Below are 18,711 nucleotides of genomic sequence, written 5' to 3' on the forward strand. Positions count from 1 at the left end.
AGATGAGTTCCACCAGAAGAGGGATGATGAACGTCCTGATTGCCGCCGTATTGTGGGGAAGTTCAGGCGTTTGCGCGCAATACATCATGGAGCAAAGCCAGATGTCGTCGCAGTTTCTGACCATGACGCGCCTGATTTTCGCCGGGCTCATTCTGCTGATGCTCTCTTTCGTTCACGGCGACAAAGTGTTCTCCATTATCAAAAACCGCAAAGACGCCATCAGCCTGCTGATTTTTTCCGTGGTTGGGGCGCTCACCGTACAGCTAACCTTTCTGCTGACTATTGAAAAATCCAACGCCGCCACCGCGACGGTGCTGCAATTTTTGTCACCGACCATAATCGTGGCGTGGTTTTCCGTGGTGCGCAAAGCACGACCGGGGATTTTAGTGCTGACTGCGATCTTCACATCGCTTATCGGCACCTTCTTGCTGGTCACCCACGGTAACCCGACGTCGCTGTCTATCTCACCTGCCGCGCTGTTCTGGGGAATTGCCTCGGCGTTTGCCGCCGCGTTCTACACCACCTACCCCTCAACGCTTATCGCGCGCTACGGCACGCTGCCAGTTGTCGGCTGGAGTATGTTAATCGGCGGGATGATCCTGCTGCCGTTTTATGCCGGACAGGGCACTAATTTCGTGGTGAATGGCAGTTTGATTCTGGCGTTTTTCTATCTGGTGGTCATCGGCACGTCGCTGACGTTTAGCCTGTACCTGAAAGGCGCGCAGATGATTGGTGGACCGAAAGCGAGCATTTTAAGCTGCGCGGAACCGTTGAGCAGCGCATTGCTGTCCCTGCTGCTGTTAGGTATTACCTTTACCCTGCCAGACTGGCTGGGCACGCTTTTGATCCTCTCTTCGGTAATACTTATCTCAATGGACTCACGTCGCCGCGCCAGAGCGGTTTAACACCAACCGGCGCGGCAAAAGGTCATGATTACCAGCCCGGAACCGCGCCACCGTTAAAGATAGTTTCTGCCGCCTTCGCCACTTCAAGTGACTGATAAGATTGCAGGAACTCTTTCACATTCTCGGCATCTTTGTTGTCTTCTCGCGCCACCAGAATGTTCACATACGGTGAGTTTTTGTCTTCAATAAATACGCTGTCATGTACCGGGGAAAGCCCGGTTTGCTGGATGTAGGTGGTACTGATAATCGCCACATCCACTTTCTGATCGTCCAGCACACGCGGCAACTGCGCACCTTCCAGTTCCATAATTTTCAGATGCCGAGGATTATCAGTAATATCCAACGCTGTTGGCAGCAGGCCGGTATCCGCTTTCAGCGTAATTAACTTCTCTTTTTGCAGTAGCAACAGCGCCCGGCCCAGATTGGTAGGATCGTTAGGTATCGCAATCGTTGCACCGTCTTTTAGTTCAGCGACAGTTTTGATTTTCTTCGAATAACCAGCCATTGGGAACACAAAGGTATTGCCCACCGCAACCAGCTTATAGTCGTGTGCTTTATTATCTTGTTCAAGGAACGGGCGATGCTGGAAGACGTTGGCATCCAGCTCACCATGATTGGTGGCATCGTTGGGCAGCAGAGAACCGCTAAAACCCACCAGTTCCACCTCCAGACCATATTTTTCTTTAGCGACTTTCTTCGCGACCTCCGCCACATCCTGCTCTGCACCGTTAATTACACCCACTTTGATATGCTTTGCATCGCTGCTCTGTTGATCGCATCCTGCCAGCAATAATCCCGCCAGTAATACCGCCGCCCCGGCCCCGAAATAAGGTATCTTCAGCTTCACGTTTTATCCTTTTGCAATAACCGCCTGATGAGTAATGAAATGACTATAGCGGGAAGGCCGCTGCGGTTTAAAAAACGAAAAAGCATCAGCAAGAAGAAAAAAGCATAATGGGGCTAAGATAAATTAGTCGGAAGATACTGTTAGTTCATCAATTGCAAGCCCGGTAATAATTAGCACCAGTTCACGATCGATCCCCTTCTCAAGCATGGCATGGGCTATCCGCAACGCTTCGTCCTTTTTGCCCTCGCGTTTGCCTTCGAGTTTGCCCTCTAGCAACCCTGTCCTTCGCCCCGACTCACGTAAGCATTCTGCAATCGTCATTAATCTCTCCTTATGCTGGGGAACGCGCAGGGCAACCTCTCGAATAAACGCCTCAAAACGCGGTGCGCTGCCAGACTGCACCAGGTAATTAAATAGCGTTTCTACCTGACTGTCATTAGCGTGTCCCTTAATCAACAGGGCAACCAGTTTATCGACCAGCACCATCAAATCGCGCTCGCGTATATGCTTCTGGACAAGTTCCAGTAGTGCCACTCGCCGGTGCTGCATAATCTCATCATCAGACACCACCGTGATATCGACCAGCGGGAAGGTCGCGCTATAAAGCTGCCGCGCAGTCTCTGGATCGTCAAACTCATCCAGCCAGCACAGCGAAAAAGGGTACGGGCTGGCAACGCCATGGTAAAAAAGTATCGGAACCACCAGCGGCAGCGTTTTGTTGCCAGCATCAAGGTGATTCTGCATCGCGGCAACGGCGTAACGCATCATTCGGAATGCCATATGAGCATCCGGTGAACTCTGGTGTTCAATCAACGCGTAGATATAGCCTTTACCAGTTCTCGTTTTTAGCGACCACAGAACATCGGAATAACTGGCACGCAGGTCTTCCTCAATAAAACTCCCAGGCTCCAGCTTCAGTGTGTTCAGATCGCAAAGTTCACGTAATGGTGCGGGGAGATAGCTATCAAGAAAATCCCGTGCGGTTTCTGGATGGCTTAAGAATTTTTTAAATACCGCATCATGCGGCGTAGAAGTTGTTGGTTTTTTCATGGCGGTCCGTCACCAGAAGAACAAGATGACGGAACCTTACTCGCCAGTCGCACACACAACATCTGGGAATTTTTCTATCTGCGAGGCGGCTTGGCGGATAAATACATACTTTTGCAATGTATTCATTTTCAGGGAATAACGCTCGCAAAAATGCCCGGTAAGCGTGATCACCTCCGGGCAAGTACCTGAATCCTCTTTGGCGGCAGCATCCAGACCTTCCGGTCATCAAAACGTTTTCGACAAATAATGGCGCGCGGAACCGGTTTCCGGGAAGTTATCGAGGGTCATTTGCAGCTGATAGCCGTTTTTCTGATAAAACGGCAGCGCCTGGAAACTCATGGTATCCACCAGCGCATGCAGGCATCCTCTCTCACGCGCCGTCTGTTCTGCGGCCTGCATCAATTTTGTGCCGTAACCACCTTTACGCAGCGAGTCATGCATCCACAGAAAATCAATGCACAGCCATTCGCCTTTGATTTTGCCGATCAGCCCACCCAGAATGTCATTGCGCTCATCGCGCCAGTACACCGCCAGGTCGCCAAAATTGGTGGTTCTCAGAAACTGCCGGTTGTAAGCGCGCAATCCGGCAAGCAGGGCATCTTGATCGTCTTCGGTAATCGTATCTGTAATCTGTATTTGCATCCTATCCTCCTGAAATAACTACAACTTCTGGCTGATTTATTTTTAGACATTAACACAGGGTGATGAGTGAGTCGTATGCCGTCTACACTTACTCTTGAGATGATGCGCATAGACAACAAGGATTATTATCATGAAACGAGTCATTTTTCCGATTATTGCCGTCCTTTTCACGCTACCTGGTCTGGCGCAAGCCGACTCGGCTTATGGCAGTCTGCAGGCTGTACACGAAAAGAATACCGTTATGAAGGATTTGCGTAAGATTTGCACCCCGCAAGGGTCGCCATCTGATGAGGTGTGGGAAAAAACGATTATGGCTGATACGCGTAATCAGCAGCACATCCGCGAAGCCATTCTGGCAATTCAAAGAAACAATCAAAACAACTACTGGGAAGCGCTTGGCAAAGTTGAATGCCCGGATTTATAGGCGTGAAGCGAAATAGCCCCACGCCAGAGGGAAAGCGTTAACGCTGAGGAATAATTAAGTCGCCGCGCAGCACGTACGACCCCAGCACGCTCTGGGTTTTCTCGTTGAGCCAACTGACGATCCGCGCCGCCATGGCGTCCATGGAATATTCAATCGCCGGGATCGTAGGGATTCCCGGCAGATGCAGCGAACCGGCCAGGCTAAAGACCATAATGTCTTGCGGTACTGATTTATTAAACGCCTGCAACTGCGGGATCACCCGCTGTGCCTGCTGTTCATCCGCCACCAGCAGCGCGTTAAAATTCAGCGTGGACGCGTTGTTCAGCAGCTCCTGCAAGGCCACTGACGATGACGTTGCAGCCATAAATACCAGGTTACGGTTAAACGGCAGGAAGTTTTTTTCCAGCGCGTGTTTATAGCCCAACAGCACCTGATCGGAGAAACCCATCCCGTCCGGATGAATTAAAGCAATCTGGCGTCGGTTCTGACTTATCAGGTAGTTACAGGCGGTTTCGGTAGCGAACTCATGATCGAACTGGATGCTGTTGACGTCATCGCCGGAATCCAGACAATCCACCAGAATGACATTCTCCTGATTGATGTTCAGCGGAAAACGCGCGCCAATAATCAGGACGTCATCGCACAAGCCGCAGCTTAATTCATCAAGAGCGCTCATGACTTCCGCTTTGGTATTGGCAAAACGCAGCAGCAGGTGCTTTTGATGCTGGCTAAGATGCTTTTCCAGCGCGTAGAGATAACCCGTGGTCTGATTAATGTTGTCCTGCGCGCATATCACGCCGATACAGCCCGTAGACTGGCTGAGTAGCGACTGCGCAATCACGTTCGGACGATAATTGAGTTCATCCACCGCTTTCAACACGGCGAGGCGGCTGGCCTCTTTTACGCCACGCGATCCGCTCAACACGCGTGACACAGTGGCTTTTGACACGCCAGCCAAACGCGATACATCGTTGATAGTAGACATCATTCTCCCCTGACAGGACCCGCCTGGCCCTTTCCATCCTGAATTTAACATTGGCTCAAATAATCGCCATCCGCAGTATAGCTGTTTCCGTTTTTCATGGAAACCGATTTTCCATTTGGACTCAAAAAGAGATCATCACAGCTAATTTCGTGAGCTAAATCCAAATAATTAGTCTTATAAGAATAAGATCTTGATGGCCGTCACAGTTCTGTTTTCCATGAATGGAAACCGGTTTCCGTATGATATCAAATCAGACTCGCAATAAGTTTTTACATTTAAAGGATGGTTCACTATGTTCAGGATTATGTTGTGTTGTTCGGCAGGGATGTCCACCAGCTTGCTGGTTCGCAAAATGGTTGAAGAGGCAGAGTCTCGCGGATTGCCTGTGAAGATTGAGGCCTACGGCGTTTCCGAATTTGACATTCAGTTTCCAAATTACCAGGTGGTGCTACTCGGCCCCCAGGTAAAGTACATGCTTAATACGCTCTCCGAAAAGGCTGCCACCCAGGGTATACCCGTAAAAGCCATAGATATGATGGATTACGGTATGCAACGCGGTGACAAAGTGCTGGATTATGCTCTGTCGCTGATTGAAGCGACACACTAGAAAGGTGTCATTATGAGTTCGTTATATCAGTCAATGGTTGCCGTCATTGAACAATCCATCACCCCGCTCGCTGGCAAGTTAGGGCAGCAGAAGTATGTGATTGCAATTCGTGACGGTTTTACGGCGGCGCTGCCGTTTATGATCATCGGCTCCTTCATGCTGGTGTTTATTTTTCCGCCGTTCTCTGCCGATACTACCAACAGCTTTGCCCGGGGCTGGCTCGATTTCTCGGCAACTTATCGTGAACAGCTGATGCTGCCGTTTAACCTCAGCATGGGTGTTATGACGTTCTTTATCTCCGTGGGCATTGGTGCCAGCCTGGGCCGTCAGTTTAACCTCGATCCGGTGATGTCTGGCCTGCTGGCCTTTATGGCGTTTTTACTGGTTGCTGCGCCCTATGCCGACGGTAAAATCTCGACGCAGTATCTTTCCGGTCAGGGTATCTTTACCGCCCTCATCACCGCCATTTACTCCACCCGTATATATGCATGGCTGAAGCAGAATAACGTGACAATCCGCCTGCCGAAGGAAGTCCCGACCGGCGTCGCGCGTTCATTCGAGATCCTCATTCCGGTACTGGTGGTGATTGCGACCCTGCATCCGCTGAACCTGTTTATCGAAGCACAAACCGGGATGATCATCCCGCAGGCGATTATGCACCTGCTGGAGCCGCTGGTTTCCGCTTCTGACTCACTGCCCGCTATTCTGCTTTCTGTGCTGTTGTGCCAGATTTTCTGGTTTGCCGGCATTCACGGCTCATTGATCGTAACCGGCATCATGAACCCATTCTGGATGGCGAACCTGTCCGCTAACCAGGCCGCTCTGGCAGCGGGCGCTGCGCTGCCCCATGTCTATCTGCAAGGTTTCTGGGATCACTACCTGCTGATTGGCGGCGTCGGTTCAACTTTACCGCTGGCATTCCTGCTGCTGCGCAGTCGCGTCGCCCATCTGCGTACTATCGGCAAAATGGGAATTGTGCCTAGTTTCTTTAATATCAATGAGCCTATTCTGTTTGGTGCGCCAATCATCATGAACCCGATGTTGTTCATCCCGTTTGTCTGCGTCCCGCTGGTTAACGCCGTGCTGGCCTATAGCGCCACCAAACTCGGCTGGCTGGCACAGGTTGTTTCATTGACGCCGTGGACTACGCCTGCGCCAATCGGTGCTTCCTGGGCCGCAAACTGGGCATTAAGTCCGGTGGTGATGTGCTTTATCTGTATGGCGATGTCAGCGCTGATGTACCTTCCATTCCTGCGTGCTTACGAACGTTCTTTGCTGAAAACCGAAGAGCAAAAAGCACAGGATGCCGTCTCCGTGGCGAACGCTGCCCGTAGCAACTCATAATGAATCAAGGAGTCAGAACAATGAGATACCGTTTTCCTGAAAACTTCTGGTGGGGCAGTGCCTGCTCAGCGCTGCAAACCGAAGGGGATAGCCTGAACGGCGGCAAAAGCCAGACCACGTGGGACGTGTGGTTCGACCGTCAGCCAGGTCGTTTCCATCAGGGAGTTGGCCCGGCAACTACCTCGACCTTTTATCAGCACTGGAAACAGGACATCGCACTGCTCAAACAGCTGAAGCACAACAGCTTCCGTACGTCTCTGAGCTGGTCGCGCCTGATTCCGGACGGTACCGGCGAGGTTAATCCTGAAGCCGTCGAGTTCTATAACAACGTCATCGACGAGCTGCTGGCACAAGGCATTACGCCATTTATCACCCTGTTTCATTTCGACATGCCGATGGTGATGCAGGAGAAAGGTGGCTGGGAAAACCGTGAAGTGGTCGAGGCGTTTGGCCGCTATGCACAAACGTGTTTTACATTGTTCGGCAACCGGGTTAAGCACTGGTTTACCTTTAACGAGCCAATTGTCCCGGTTGAAGGCGGCTATCTGTATGACTTCCATTACCCTAATGTGGTGGATTTCAAACGTGCAGCCACCGTGGCGTATCACACCGTACTGGCGCATTCGACGGCGGTTCGGGCATATCGTGCCGCAAACCATGACGGTGAAATCGGCGTGGTGCTGAATTTAACGCCTTCCTACCCGCGCTCACAAAATCCGGCGGATGTAAAAGCCGCACACTATGCGGATCTGCTGTTTAACCGCAGCTTCCTCGACCCGGTGCTGAAGGGTGAATATCCAGCGGATCTGGTTGGACTGCTGAAAGAGTATGATCAGTTACCAACATGCCAGCCAGGCGACAGCCAGTTAATCGCCGAGGGCAAAATCGACCTGCTCGGCATCAACTACTATCAGCCGCGTCGCGTTAAATGTCGTGATAGCGCCGTCAACCCGGATGCACCGTTTATGCCGGAGTGGCTGTTTGATTATTACGAAATGCCGGGGCGGAAAATGAACCCCTACCGTGGCTGGGAAATTTATGAGCCGGGTATTTACGATATTATTACCAATCTGCGTGATAATTATGGCAACCCGCGCTGTTTTATTTCTGAAAACGGTATGGGTGTCGAGAATGAGCAGCGTTTTATTCAGCAAGAGCAAATCAACGACAGCTACCGTATTGAATTTGTCTCTGATCATCTAAAATGGCTACATAAAGGAATTAGCGAAGGCTGTAATTGTCTTGGCTACCATATGTGGACCTTTATTGATAACTGGTCATGGCTTAACGGTTATAAAAACCGCTACGGTTTTGTTCAGTTAGATTTAGCAACGCAAAAACGTACGGTGAAAAAAAGCGGCGAATGGTTTGCCCAGACCGCCGAAAATAACGGATTCGATTAGGAAGAGAACAACATGATTGCATTAGAAGAAGCAGTAATGGAAATCATCGTCAATGCCGGGCAATCCCGCAGTCTGTGCTTTGAAGCGCTGCATGCCGCGCGCGCCGGCAATATTGACGAGGCAAAAAGCCTGCTTCGTGAGGCTGACGGTTACGCCCGTCAGGCTCATCACATGCAAACCAAATTGATCGAACAGGACGCCGGGGAAGCCCGGCAACCAATGACATTAATTATGGTGCATGCGCAGGACCACTTAATGACGTCGTTATTAGCCCGCGAACTGTCAGAAGAAATTATTCATCTGTATCAGCGTTAATCGTTAATTACACATTCAACAACGGAGAAAGCATTACGATTAAATAAAGCAGCCCTGTACCCGTTATTAAATAGACAAATCAACTTGTTTTGGTGATAGCAAATTAAACCAAGACGGGATGGTTATTATCTTAAAATAAATTAATGCACACGCTTATTCAGAATGCTCTACGCAAACTGAAGGGTAAAGTGTCGATGAGATAACCATGAACATGATAAAAAAACTTCCAGTCACGCTGGCGGTCGTCGCCGCGCTGTGCCCAATTTCTGTCCTCGCACAGGAATTCACACAAGAACAAATCGATGCCATCGTTGCCAAAGCCGTCGATAAAGCGCTGGCTGAGCGTCAGGCTAAAATGGACGCCGCCGTGGCGAAAAAAACCGATGTCATTAACGAGCCGCAAAGCGCGGCGCAATCGCCGGATATGGCTATTCCGTTCGGTGTGAAATTCAGCGGCTATGCGCGTTACGGCGCGCATTTCCAGAGCGGCGATCAGAAATACGTTGGCGTTGATGGCTCCTACAACGGTGCTTCCGCTATCGGTCGCCTGGGTAACGAAGGCAACGGCGGCGAGTTCCAGCTCTCAAAAGCGTTCAAAAGCGATAACGGCGCCATCTGGGACATCAACGTGATGATCGACCACTGGGGCGACGAAGTTAACCTGAAAAAAGCCTACGCGGGCGTCACCAACGTACTGGAATCCAATCCCAACGCCTATATCTGGGCAGGCCGCGACTTCCACCAGCGTCCGCAACAGGGTATCAACGACTACTTCTGGATGAACCACGACGGCCAGGGCGCCGGGGTGAAGAACTTCGACATCGGCGGCGTACAGTTTGATGTCGCCACCGTTGCCGCAGTTGAATCGTGCAGCCCGGAAGTGATGGAAGACGAAGCCAACCCATCGCGTATTACCTGTACCGGCGGTTCCGGTACCGGCGATAAAGGCAACTACGCTGTGACGTCAAAAATTCACAATATGAAAGTGGGCCCGCTGGATCTGGAGATCTACGCCAACTACGGTTTTGACTCCAAAGCCGTCGAGAGCGATGACCGCCTGAAAGCCTGGCAGGGCGCATTCGTGCTGAGCCACACCAACGACAGCGGCGTGAATAAAGTGATTGCCCGTTATTCTGATAACTCCGACAACAGCGTCTATAACAAAACCGACGACCTGACTACGGTTTACGCCAGCTTCGAGGGAAGTCATAAGTTTACCCGCCAGGCGCAGGTGGAATACCTGTTAGCGTTCCATGATTACGACAACAGCACCGATAAGAGCGATAACCGTAAGAACTACGGCGCGATTGTGCGTCCAATGTACTTCTGGAACGACGTTCACTCCACCTGGCTGGAAGCGGGCTATCAGCGCGTAGATTACGACAACGGCGGGGATAACCACGGCTGGAAACTGACGCTGTCGCAGAACATGTCGATCGCCATGGGACCGGAGTTCCGCCCGATGTTGCGCTTCTACGTCACCGGCGGCAAGGTGGATAACGATCGCACCGCGCGGGTCAACGGCACGCAGGATGAAACGCTGGACGACTTTAACCTTGGTGCCATGTGGGAAGCATGGTTCTGATTAGTGAGTCGTGAAGTGCCGGATACGGCGAGAACGCCTTATCCGGCGAACAACACCGAGATTATTGCATACCTTTTATGCGAACTTTCGCTGCCACCAAAAGCGCCGTCAGCAGCATCAGGCTGCCGGAAAGCATCAGGGGCGACAGCAGTCCGAGGGTATCGAGCGCATAGCCTCCCACCGCTGCCCCGCAGGTATTGGCAAGCTGGATCACGGCGACCTGGACGGATCCGGCTTTTTCTGCCTGATCGGCAAGCGAACGGGTGATCCACGTCGACCAGCCGACCGGTACCAGCGCAAACAACAGCCCCCAAATAATCGCAATACCCGCCGCGACCACTTTGTCGCTGCCCCACAGGATCAGGACCAGCGCACTGAGCGCCAGCACCAGTGGCGCACCGGCTAACGCCAGTTTGACCGAACGCTTCAAAATCATCGACGAGAACGACGTACCAACGAAACTGGCAATACCGAAGCTCAGCAGCACCAGCGTCAGGCCATCAACGTCAAAGCCCGCCAGATTCATATAGATCGGGCGAATATAGGTAAAGAAGGCGAACTGACCAGCAAAGGACATGAAGATGGCAATCATCCCGGCCATCACCCCTGGACGCTGCAACAAGCTGAACATGTTTTGTTTCTGATGCGAAGGTTCACCAGGCAGCGAAGGCAACGCTCTCACCACCCAAATCGTGCACAGCACGCCCATTACCGCCGCCGCATTAAACACGTTACGCCAGCCGATAATGCCGCCCAAAAAGCTCCCCAGCGGCGCGGCAATTACCAGCGCGATGGAGACCGCGCCAAAAATAACCGACAGCGCTTTCGGCACCGTACGTGCAGGAACCAGACGCATGGTCAGCGACGCCGACATCGCCCAGAAGCCGCCAAGCGCCAGACCGAGGCAGGCGCGGCCAACGAGCAGCAGCGAAAAAGAATTGGCAAAGGAAACCAGCAGACAAGAAAGCGTCAGTAGCACCGAAAACAGAATCACCACGTAGCGACGATCGGTCGCCTGAATAATTTGCGTCACAAACAGGCTGGCGAACATGGCGACAAATGCCGTCACGGTCACCGATTGCCCGGCCACGCCTTCAGAAATCCCCAAATCCTGCGCCATCGGCGTTAACAGGCTAACGGGGAGAAATTCAACGGTTATCAGGCAGGCAACGCAGAACGCCACGGCAAATACCGCCGACCAGTTAGGTCGGGAATTTGCCTCAGCGCGGGATTTTTGTTCAACAGCTTCACTCATTTTGTTACCTGCGTGGGGTTATTGTAGAAAAGTTACGCAGTGTAACATTAAATTTGTGACGTAATTAACGTTTTGACAACTATTCACCAGAGATCGGCTGCGCCTTATCCGGCCCAGGACAGAGAGCCCTTTCTGGCTCAATTAAGCGTCACGCGCAGCCCGGGCCAGGCCGGTTATCCACTCCTGGTGACCGTTGATCATCGGATTGGGCAGCGTACGTGCCAGTTCTTGTGCCGGAACGCCAATTTGTGATTCCTGGGTCAGAATACGTACGCGCCCGCCGGGTAAATCCTCAAAGAGCCAGGCGTGGATCACATCCAGACGTGTAGTGGCATCGCCTTCCGCCCAGCCATGCCAGGCAACACGCGCGGCCTGGCCGTCAACCGGCGGCACATACTCGGTGATTTGCGCTTCGATGGGGAAACCAAAAGTCGTAAAACGAAAACGGGCATCCATGCTTAACAATAGACCGGAACCGTCGTGAAAACGGATATCCGCCACGTTGCTGTAATACGTCGGCCAGCGCGTTGTGTCATTAAGCTGTGCCCAGACGGCACGGGCGCTCAGTCCGGCAACGATAATTTCATTTGAGGCAAAGTTATCAGTCGTCCCCGGCAGATACGCTGCAGGCCAGATAATTGCACGTTGTTGAGTCGCTTGATTCATGATGTACCTCGTCGTGTGAGTTAACGAGGTACATCATGCTTTCGCGTAAGATATAAAGATAATGACGATTCAAAATAGTCGTCATCATAAATTTTGATATCAGTGCAGCCAGTGCACGCCATCCTCGGGCTGGAAAAAGGCGTTATAGCGCATCTGGAACGCATTAAGCTCCTGCATATCCGGCTCCATCTCGCGCAGAAAACCGAGCGCCAGACGCACCTGCGCGTCGGTAATCGGTGCAGCCAGCCGGGCTTTTTGCAGCCAGCGGTGCCATTGCAACAAGTTCTGCTCACTGCCGTCGACAATAACGATTTGCCAGATCAACAGCACCTGGGCAGCATTTTGTAGATGCGATTCATCAGGACGGTGGAGGTACTGTAAAAAAGCCTCACCCTGTACTTTTCCCATCTGATCGATCATCGATTCTACCGGCACGACATCAATGTTCAGCCGCTCGCTCAGACGGCGAATTGCCCGCCGCGACCCGGACGTTAGCACCCGAAATCCCACCACAAAAACAACCACCAGCGTGGCCAGCATTATCCAAATCATGCGCACATCCATTACCAGACAGGACACCCATCATAGCGGCAAATTCACCTCTGTCGACGACTGAACGTGTCATAATGTGACTTATCGAACTCGCAGGCAGACATCATGAAATCTGATATCAGAACGCTGGATCTCAATCTGTTAAAAACGCTGGATGCCCTGCTGGATGAACGCAGCGTAACCCGGGCGGCACAGCGGCTGTCGCTCACCCAGCCTGCAGTAAGCGGTATGCTCAACCGCCTGCGCGACTATTTTGACGATCCGCTGTTTAGTCGCACACCGCATGGCATTGTTCCGACGCTGCGTGCCCAACAGTTGGCCGCCCCGGTCAAACAGATCCTCAGCGATATCGATATCCTGCTTAAACCGACACAATTTGACCCGCTCACCGCAGCTCTCACCTTTACCGTCGCCGCTACGGATTACGCGCTCAAAGCGGTTATCGTGCCATTTATTGCCGCGCTTCGCGTGCGCGCACCGGGCATTCGTGTACGAGTGATCCCGGTTGAGCCAGTGCTGCTCACCACACAGTTTGAGCAGGGGAAAATCGACCTGGCATTGCTGACGCCGGATTCCACGCCCGACAACCTGCATAGCCGGGCGTTATATGATGAAGAGTACGTTTGTCTCATGCGTCATGCGCATCCTGATGCGGGGCAACCGCTGACGCTCGATCGCTTCTGCGCGCTGGAGCATGTGCTGGTTTCTTATGAGGGTGAAAGTTTCTGGGGCGTCACCGATGAGGCACTGGCAAGCGTCGGACGCCAACGGCAGATTGGTTTGTCGGTTAGCAGCTTCCTGGTATTGCCGGACATCCTCGCTATCAGCGATATGATTGCCGTTGTTCCTGCCCGTCTGGCGTATGACGACACCCGTATGCACGTTTTACCGCCCCCGCTGCCCATAACCGGTTTTACAAAAAGCATGGCCTGGCATGAACGCACGCACCGCGATGCCGCTCATCAGTGGCTGCGCAATCTGGTACATGAAACCAGCCAGTTTAGAGTATAAAAAAGCCCGCCATTAAGGCGGGCAAAAGTTACCAATGCACACTTAACTTAAGCTACTTTCAATTGTTGAATCTTTTTCTCGCGGCGAATTTTACGTTCTTCAAACACAGCCACGATGGCCATCAAACAGATACAACCGATAGCGGCAGCATCCAGCGCGGCGAAAGTGCCTGCCCAGCCGGTCAGCCCGAAAATCGGCGTGCCGTCGGCAATCATCCCCAAACCGAGCTTGGCGAAGCTGTCACCAATCAGATAAGCGAAAGTGCCTTTAATCCCATCGGCTGCGCCGATCGCTTTTTTCGGCACAAACCCGACTGCCGCAACGCCGATTAACAGCTGTGGGCCAAACACCAGGAAGCCCAGCGCAAACAGCGAAGTCAGATAAACGTACTGGTTGCTGGCGTGCTGATAAACGCCCAGAGTGGCGATAATCAACGCCAGCGCTACACAGGCCACCAGCGCACGACGACCGTTAGCCAGGTCGGAGAGCCAACCCCACATCAGCGTGCCAACCAGCGCGCCCACTTCAAACAGGGTAAAGCCCTGAATCGCCACTTCTTTGGAGAGCTTCAGCTCCTGGAAAGCGTAGACGGTGGACCACTGGTCGATACCGATACGCACTACGTACAGGAAGATGTTCGAGAAACATAACAGCCAGATCACTTTGTTTTTCAGCACGTACTCAACAAAGATCTGCCATTTGGTCATCTCGTTTTCTTCGGTTTCTTTGTCTTCTTCGCTGATCTCCTCACCGAACAGCTCTTCGGCTTTACCGAGGCCATAAGATTCCGGGGAGTCGCTGCCGTAGCGCAGGCCGATAAAGCCAACAATCAGAGCAATAATCGACGGGAAGATAAACATACCGATGACGTGACCGTCGAACAGATAGTTAGCGCCAAACAGCGCCACGCCCGCCGCACCCGCACCGCCGAGGTTGTGGGAGATATTCCACATGCCGAGGTAGGAACCCCGCTTGCGACGCGGCGTCCATTTAGTAATGGTGGAATAGCTACATGAGCCGCCAGTACTCTGGAAGAAACCGCTCAGCGCGTAGAAAGCGATCATCAAAAACAGGCTGGTTGAACCCGCGCCCATGCTGGCGCTGAAGCCGAGCATACAGATGGCGGAGAGGATCAGCATAAACGGCAGGAACTGCTTGGTGTTTTTACCGTCCGCGTAGTAGGAAACCAGCGTTTTACCCACGCCGTAGGTGATGGAGAAGCCCAGGCCAATCATCCCCAGCTGCGTCATGCTCAGCCCGTAGGTGGAGATCATGTCGTTCTGCGCGATGTTGAAGTTTTTGCGGATCAGGTACATGGTCAGGTAGCCGATAAAGACCACCAGATAGGACTGCATGAACGGTTTGAACCACATTTTGCGCCGCACATCGAGCGGCAGAACCAGGGTCGGCTTGCGCACCTGGTTTAGAAAGGCCAGCATTTGACACTCCCGAGCTAATTTTTATACCTGCGAATGGCAGGCATTGTAAAAATCAGCCGGAAGACGCGCCTGAGACAGCGTCCAGGTGAAACCGGGAAAATTTCTTAGTTTTGCTCCACTCGGGGCAAAAAGGTGAGGTACATCACGCTTCGTTGAGTTCGCGCGGAGCCTGGGCGTTTAAAAACGGCAGCAGCAGTAGCGCGGAAATTCCCGCCGCAATAGCGATCACCACAAAGAATCCGGTCCAGTGCCAGACCTCCATCACCTTCGCCAGCGGCCAGCCGGAGAGCGATGCCCCCAGATAAGCAAACAGCCCGACAAATCCGGTTGCCGCGCCCGCCGCCTCTTTGTGCGAACACTCCGCCGCCGCCATGCCGATCAGCATCTGCGGGCCGAAGACGAAGAATCCGGTGGTGAAGAAGCACGCGGCCTGCATCACATAGCTGGCGAACGGCATTAGCCACAGCGAGCCAACGGAGAGCAAAATTCCGGCGGCGAAAATCAGGTTCATTGGACCGCGGTTGCCGTTAAACAGCTTGTCCGAGCCCCAGCCCGCGACCAACGCGCCGATGAAGCCGCCCAGTTCGAACATGGTCACGGCGGTATTGGCGGTCACCAGATCCACGCCGAGCGTCTCCGACATGTACAGATTGCCCCAGTCGTTAATCGCGGCACGGACCACGTACACCAGCACATAACACAGTGACAGCAGCCAGATATAAGGATTCAGTAGCACATAACGGGTGAGGATCTCTTTGCGGCTCAGCCCAGCACCTTCCTGCTGTTGGGCAATTTCCAGTTCATCATGCCGCCAGTCGCCAATTGGCGGCAGACCAATCGCCTGCGGCCTGTCTCGCAGCCGCCAGCAGAGAAAAACCCCCACCACAATCGCCAGCAGCCCGGCGATCATCATCCCGGCGCGCCAGCCGTAGTGCAGCGCTGTCGCCGCCATCACGATAGGGATCAGCGCCCCGCCGACGTTGTGCGCGGTGTTCCACAGCGCCCACCAGCCGCCGCGTTCAGTACGCGAATACCACGCGGTCAATAAACGCGCGCAGACCGGCGATCCCCAGCCCTGGAAAAAGGCGTTCAGCGCCCACAGCACCGCAAAGGCCCATAGCGAGGTGGAGAATCCAAACAGAATGTTTACCACGCCGGTGGCAATCAGTCCGATGCCCATAAAATAGCGAGCGTTGGATCGATCGCTGACGATACCGGAAACAAACTTCGACAGGCCGTAGGTGATGTAAAACAGCGTCGCCAGCAGCCCAATGTCGCTGCGAGTCAGCACGCCGCTGGTGAGGATATCCGGTACGGCAGCATTGAAGCTCTTGCGTGTGAAATAGAACAGCGCGTAGCCGAGCCAGATGGTGGTCAGGATATGCCGCCGCCAGTAGCGGTAGAGGGCATCCACTTCACGCTTATCAGTAATGAGCGGCGCACTGGCCGGAGCTTTTAAAAACGAAAACATGACCGCGCCTTACACATATCGCTGGGGTAACGACACGCTGACCCGCGTGCCATGCGTACAGGAAATCGAGAGCGATCCGCCGAGGGCGCTAATCCGTTCACGCATCCCAGTGAGGCCAAATCCCTGTTGATTCGACCCTGGCGGCAGGCCGCTGCCGTCATCCTCAATTACCAGCATTAGCCGTTCATCCTGTTGCCAGCCCTGAAGCGTCACCGCGCTGGCGTTGGCGTGCTTAACGATGTTGTTCAGCCCTTCCTGACAGACGCGAAACAGCGTCACCCGCTGGCTTTCGCTAAGTGCAGATTCATCAATTCGCCAGTCGAGATGGCTGACGATACCGCGACTTTCCAGCTCCATTTCGCGCATCAGTGAGCGGATGGCCTGCTCCAGCGTGAGATCGTCCAGTTGACGTGGTCGCAGACGGCCTAACAGGCGACGCACCGAATCGTACACGCCGAGAGAAAGTTGTTCGATGTGCGCCCCGCTGCGCTTCACCCCTGCGTTTTCCGGCGCCAGCCGCTGGACAATGCCCGCCTGGGTGCGAATGGCGGTGATGGTCTGGCCGATATCATCGTGCAGTTCGCGCGCCACATCCCGGCGCACGCTCTCCTCGGTCTCCAGCAGGCGTTCCGCCAGACGATGGTTGCGTGCTAATTCATTTTGCAGCGACTGGTTAAGTTCGCGCAGACGCTGAATACCCGCACCGAGCAGCAGCCCGGTCAGGCTTTGCACCAGCAGCGAGAGCAACAGGTCAACGGGATGATCGTGCCAGGTCTGGCTGGCAATCAGCGCGATGGCGTTCATCAGCGTCGCAATCAGCGCCCCCTGCCAGCCGTAGTGCCAGGCCAGCGCAATGATCGGCAACGCGAGGCAAAACGGCGTGAAGCGCGAAAGCTCGGCGGGTAAACCGAGCTGTAGCCACAGGCTGACGCTAAACAGCAGCAGGTACCAGACCAGATGCCGCCCGCGCCAGTTCACCGGCTGCGACACCACCGCCGGGCCCAGCGGCAGCCAGGTCGTGCTGGTCAGATAGTGCCAGAACACCAGGCAGATCGGCGCCAGCGTTAATCCGCCGGTGAGCGTCAGCAGCAGCGCGTTCCACGCCTCTTCACCTTGCCCAAGCCAGGGCAGCGATTGCAGCAACGCCGCCGCCGTGAGCGCCGCGCCCTGCAACAGCAGCGTGCGCCAGTCGCGCTGATGGCGGTATCGCGAAATCAACATCACCGGGAGTAACGTGAGGAAGCTGCCGATCATCAAAAGTGGTAAATGGACCAGCGCCACTTCCTGCGCCAGCCAGAAAAGAAGCAGCCATTCCGCGCCCAGCAGCACCGGCCAGTAGCCGCGCGGACATTGCAGCATCAGTCCCAGACGCAGGCCAAACGGAAACAGCAGTACCGCTAGCTCCGGGCGCTCAACCAGATGCAGGCTGATGCTCCACAGGCAAAACCACGCGGCAGAGAAGATAAAGAAGCAGGCAACAACGGTGATTAACCGGGAACAGAACGTGTTCATTGCCAGCCGTCAAACATCCGGCGGGCCAGTTCGACGTCGTTGCTGACCCCCAGCTTTTCCATCAGGTTGGCGCGATGCACGTGCACCGTTTTCGGCGACAGACCCAGTTCAGCGGCAATCTCTTTGACCGCCATACCTTGCGCCAGTTTTTCCGCCACCTGACGTTCGCGTTTGGTGAGCGGATCCTGACGACCGGCCGCCAGTTTGACGGCGATGTCCGGCGTCAGGTAACAGCCGCCAGTCGCTACGGTATGCACCGCCGCGATCAGCTCATCCGGGCTACAACGTTTAGAAAGGAAACCACGCGCGCCCGCGTTGAGCGCCTGCTCCACCAGCGCCGGGCTGTCGTGGACAGAGAGCATGATAATCGCCATTCCTTTTGGCAACTGGCTTAACAGTTCAAGACCGGAGATATCAGGCATCGAGATGTCGCAGATACACACCTGCACGCCGCGCCCCGGTAATCCCGCCAGCGCCTCACTGCCTGAGCCAAACTCAGCGACCACCTGCAAATCAGGTTCCAGCCCCAGCAGTTGGGCAAAGCCGGAGCGGACGATGAGGTGGTCGTCAATAAGGGCAACGGTAATCATGGGTTCATCCTGGCGCTAAGGCATGCCTGATGGCGCTACGCTTATCAGGCCTACGGGCGGGTGCCGTTGTAGGCCTGATAAGGCATTAATGCCGCCATCCGGCAAAAG

19 protein-coding genes are annotated in these 18,711 nt (G+C 53.9%); 8 read left to right on the plus strand and 11 right to left on the minus strand.

Annotated elements, in window-relative coordinates; genetic code table 11:
• Positions 1-2: 2 nt before the first annotated feature.
• Positions 3-905: a carboxylate/amino acid/amine transporter gene (locus OGY67_RS23210; RefSeq protein ID WP_003827166.1), complete on the plus strand. Its 903-nt coding sequence runs from the start codon at positions 3-5 to the stop codon at positions 903-905.
• A 28-nt stretch (positions 906-933) separates the two neighbouring features.
• Here OGY67_RS23210 and nlpA read toward each other — a convergent pair whose 3' ends face one another.
• The 3 genes from nlpA to OGY67_RS23225 all read right to left on the minus strand — a co-directional run bounded on the left by nlpA (position 934) and on the right by OGY67_RS23225 (position 3,444).
• Positions 934-1,752 (minus strand): lipoprotein NlpA, encoded by an 819-nt coding sequence (nlpA, locus tag OGY67_RS23215; RefSeq protein WP_212024641.1) that lies wholly within the window; start codon positions 1,750-1,752, stop codon positions 934-936.
• A 123-nt stretch (positions 1,753-1,875) separates the two neighbouring features.
• The gene (locus tag OGY67_RS23220) at positions 1,876-2,802 is read right to left on the minus strand and encodes an Rpn family recombination-promoting nuclease/putative transposase (protein WP_286574595.1); all 927 of its coding nucleotides are present in this window, start codon (positions 2,800-2,802) and stop codon (positions 1,876-1,878) included.
• 225 nt (positions 2,803-3,027) lie between these two features.
• Positions 3,028-3,444, minus strand: coding sequence for a GNAT family N-acetyltransferase (locus tag OGY67_RS23225; protein WP_079934369.1), 417 nt, complete (start codon positions 3,442-3,444; stop codon positions 3,028-3,030).
• Between the two features lie 130 nt (positions 3,445-3,574).
• Here OGY67_RS23225 and OGY67_RS23230 point away from each other — a divergent pair, with 130 nt between their 5' ends.
• Positions 3,575-3,868: a YicS family protein gene (locus OGY67_RS23230; protein WP_003827149.1), complete on the plus strand. Its 294-nt coding sequence runs from the start codon at positions 3,575-3,577 to the stop codon at positions 3,866-3,868.
• 37 nt (positions 3,869-3,905) lie between these two features.
• On the opposite strand, the gene OGY67_RS23235 is transcribed toward OGY67_RS23230, so the two are convergent.
• On the minus strand, positions 3,906-4,853 hold the full coding sequence (locus tag OGY67_RS23235; protein WP_032941556.1) for a LacI family DNA-binding transcriptional regulator: 948 nt from the start codon (positions 4,851-4,853) through the stop codon (positions 3,906-3,908).
• A gap of 292 nt (positions 4,854-5,145) precedes the next feature.
• Here OGY67_RS23235 and OGY67_RS23240 point away from each other — a divergent pair, with 292 nt between their 5' ends.
• The 5 genes from OGY67_RS23240 to OGY67_RS23260 all read left to right on the plus strand — a co-directional run bounded on the left by OGY67_RS23240 (position 5,146) and on the right by OGY67_RS23260 (position 10,107).
• Positions 5,146-5,460, plus strand: a complete 315-nt coding sequence (locus OGY67_RS23240; RefSeq protein WP_008786511.1) for a PTS sugar transporter subunit IIB — start codon at positions 5,146-5,148, stop codon at positions 5,458-5,460.
• Positions 5,461-5,472: 12 nt separating this feature from the next.
• Positions 5,473-6,804: a PTS cellobiose transporter subunit IIC gene (locus tag OGY67_RS23245; protein ID WP_008786512.1), complete on the plus strand. Its 1,332-nt coding sequence runs from the start codon at positions 5,473-5,475 to the stop codon at positions 6,802-6,804.
• 20 nt (positions 6,805-6,824) lie between these two features.
• Positions 6,825-8,207, plus strand: coding sequence for a 6-phospho-beta-glucosidase GmuD (gmuD, locus tag OGY67_RS23250; RefSeq protein ID WP_125363069.1), 1,383 nt, complete (start codon positions 6,825-6,827; stop codon positions 8,205-8,207).
• 12 nt (positions 8,208-8,219) lie between these two features.
• The gene (locus OGY67_RS23255) at positions 8,220-8,522 is read left to right on the plus strand and encodes a PTS lactose/cellobiose transporter subunit IIA (RefSeq protein ID WP_008786514.1); all 303 of its coding nucleotides are present in this window, start codon (positions 8,220-8,222) and stop codon (positions 8,520-8,522) included.
• Between the two features lie 205 nt (positions 8,523-8,727).
• Positions 8,728-10,107 (plus strand): carbohydrate porin, encoded by a 1,380-nt coding sequence (locus tag OGY67_RS23260; protein ID WP_008786515.1) that lies wholly within the window; start codon positions 8,728-8,730, stop codon positions 10,105-10,107.
• A 61-nt stretch (positions 10,108-10,168) separates the two neighbouring features.
• On the opposite strand, the gene nepI is transcribed toward OGY67_RS23260, so the two are convergent.
• The 3 genes from nepI to OGY67_RS23275 form a co-directional block, all read right to left on the minus strand.
• Entirely contained in the window at positions 10,169-11,362 is a 1,194-nt protein-coding gene (nepI, locus tag OGY67_RS23265; RefSeq protein ID WP_008786516.1) for a purine ribonucleoside efflux pump NepI, read from the minus strand.
• A gap of 141 nt (positions 11,363-11,503) precedes the next feature.
• The gene (locus tag OGY67_RS23270; RefSeq protein ID WP_286574599.1) at positions 11,504-12,028 is read right to left on the minus strand and encodes an SRPBCC domain-containing protein; all 525 of its coding nucleotides are present in this window, start codon (positions 12,026-12,028) and stop codon (positions 11,504-11,506) included.
• A gap of 99 nt (positions 12,029-12,127) precedes the next feature.
• Positions 12,128-12,580 carry a DUF1198 family protein gene (locus OGY67_RS23275; RefSeq protein ID WP_003827141.1) on the minus strand — a complete coding sequence of 151 codons (453 nt, stop codon included), beginning with the start codon at positions 12,578-12,580 and terminating at the stop codon, positions 12,128-12,130.
• A gap of 105 nt (positions 12,581-12,685) precedes the next feature.
• Between OGY67_RS23275 and OGY67_RS23280 the strand changes: the two genes are divergently transcribed.
• A complete protein-coding gene (locus OGY67_RS23280; RefSeq protein ID WP_048215250.1) occupies positions 12,686-13,591 on the plus strand; it encodes a LysR family transcriptional regulator in 906 nt (301 codons plus the stop codon).
• A gap of 47 nt (positions 13,592-13,638) precedes the next feature.
• On the opposite strand, the gene uhpT is transcribed toward OGY67_RS23280, so the two are convergent.
• The 4 genes from uhpT to uhpA all read right to left on the minus strand — a co-directional run bounded on the left by uhpT (position 13,639) and on the right by uhpA (position 18,603).
• Positions 13,639-15,030, minus strand: a complete 1,392-nt coding sequence (uhpT, locus tag OGY67_RS23285) for a hexose-6-phosphate:phosphate antiporter UhpT (protein WP_286574601.1) — start codon at positions 15,028-15,030, stop codon at positions 13,639-13,641.
• 142 nt (positions 15,031-15,172) lie between these two features.
• Positions 15,173-16,501: an MFS transporter gene (locus OGY67_RS23290; protein WP_267454386.1), complete on the minus strand. Its 1,329-nt coding sequence runs from the start codon at positions 16,499-16,501 to the stop codon at positions 15,173-15,175.
• A 9-nt stretch (positions 16,502-16,510) separates the two neighbouring features.
• A complete protein-coding gene (gene uhpB / locus OGY67_RS23295; RefSeq protein ID WP_048215248.1) occupies positions 16,511-18,013 on the minus strand; it encodes a signal transduction histidine-protein kinase/phosphatase UhpB in 1,503 nt (500 codons plus the stop codon).
• Positions 18,010-18,603 (minus strand): response regulator transcription factor UhpA, encoded by a 594-nt coding sequence (uhpA, locus tag OGY67_RS23300; protein ID WP_003023923.1) that lies wholly within the window; start codon positions 18,601-18,603, stop codon positions 18,010-18,012. Before uhpA ends, uhpB begins: the two co-directional genes overlap by 4 nt.
• Positions 18,604-18,711: the final 108 nt, after the last annotated feature.

This window comes from Citrobacter sp. Cpo015 (assembly GCF_030333035.1).
Taxonomy (GTDB): Bacteria; Pseudomonadota; Gammaproteobacteria; order Enterobacterales; family Enterobacteriaceae; genus Citrobacter; species Citrobacter portucalensis.

Bases quoted from the DNA above. Each gene is read 5' to 3' on its own strand.
- OGY67_RS23210 (WP_003827166.1), top strand. From the start codon at position 3: ATGAGTTCCACCAGAAGAGGGATGATGAACGTCCTGATTGCCGCCGTA.
- OGY67_RS23220 (WP_286574595.1), bottom strand. From the start codon at position 2,802: ATGAAAAAACCAACAACTTCTACGCCGCATGATGCGGTATTTAAAAAA.
- OGY67_RS23225 (WP_079934369.1), bottom strand. From the start codon at position 3,444: ATGCAAATACAGATTACAGATACGATTACCGAAGACGATCAAGATGCC.
- OGY67_RS23230 (WP_003827149.1), top strand. From the start codon at position 3,575: ATGAAACGAGTCATTTTTCCGATTATTGCCGTCCTTTTCACGCTACCT.
- OGY67_RS23235 (WP_032941556.1), bottom strand. From the start codon at position 4,853: ATGTCTACTATCAACGATGTATCGCGTTTGGCTGGCGTGTCAAAAGCC.
- OGY67_RS23240 (WP_008786511.1), top strand. From the start codon at position 5,146: ATGTTCAGGATTATGTTGTGTTGTTCGGCAGGGATGTCCACCAGCTTG.
- OGY67_RS23245 (WP_008786512.1), top strand. From the start codon at position 5,473: ATGAGTTCGTTATATCAGTCAATGGTTGCCGTCATTGAACAATCCATC.
- gmuD (WP_125363069.1), top strand. From the start codon at position 6,825: ATGAGATACCGTTTTCCTGAAAACTTCTGGTGGGGCAGTGCCTGCTCA.
- OGY67_RS23255 (WP_008786514.1), top strand. From the start codon at position 8,220: ATGATTGCATTAGAAGAAGCAGTAATGGAAATCATCGTCAATGCCGGG.
- OGY67_RS23260 (WP_008786515.1), top strand. From the start codon at position 8,728: ATGAACATGATAAAAAAACTTCCAGTCACGCTGGCGGTCGTCGCCGCG.
- nepI (WP_008786516.1), bottom strand. From the start codon at position 11,362: ATGAGTGAAGCTGTTGAACAAAAATCCCGCGCTGAGGCAAATTCCCGA.
- OGY67_RS23270 (WP_286574599.1), bottom strand. From the start codon at position 12,028: ATGAATCAAGCGACTCAACAACGTGCAATTATCTGGCCTGCAGCGTAT.
- OGY67_RS23275 (WP_003827141.1), bottom strand. From the start codon at position 12,580: ATGATTTGGATAATGCTGGCCACGCTGGTGGTTGTTTTTGTGGTGGGA.
- OGY67_RS23280 (WP_048215250.1), top strand. From the start codon at position 12,686: ATGAAATCTGATATCAGAACGCTGGATCTCAATCTGTTAAAAACGCTG.
- uhpT (WP_286574601.1), bottom strand. From the start codon at position 15,030: ATGCTGGCCTTTCTAAACCAGGTGCGCAAGCCGACCCTGGTTCTGCCG.
- OGY67_RS23290 (WP_267454386.1), bottom strand. From the start codon at position 16,501: ATGTTTTCGTTTTTAAAAGCTCCGGCCAGTGCGCCGCTCATTACTGAT.
- uhpB (WP_048215248.1), bottom strand. From the start codon at position 18,013: ATGAACACGTTCTGTTCCCGGTTAATCACCGTTGTTGCCTGCTTCTTT.
- uhpA (WP_003023923.1), bottom strand. From the start codon at position 18,603: ATGATTACCGTTGCCCTTATTGACGACCACCTCATCGTCCGCTCCGGC.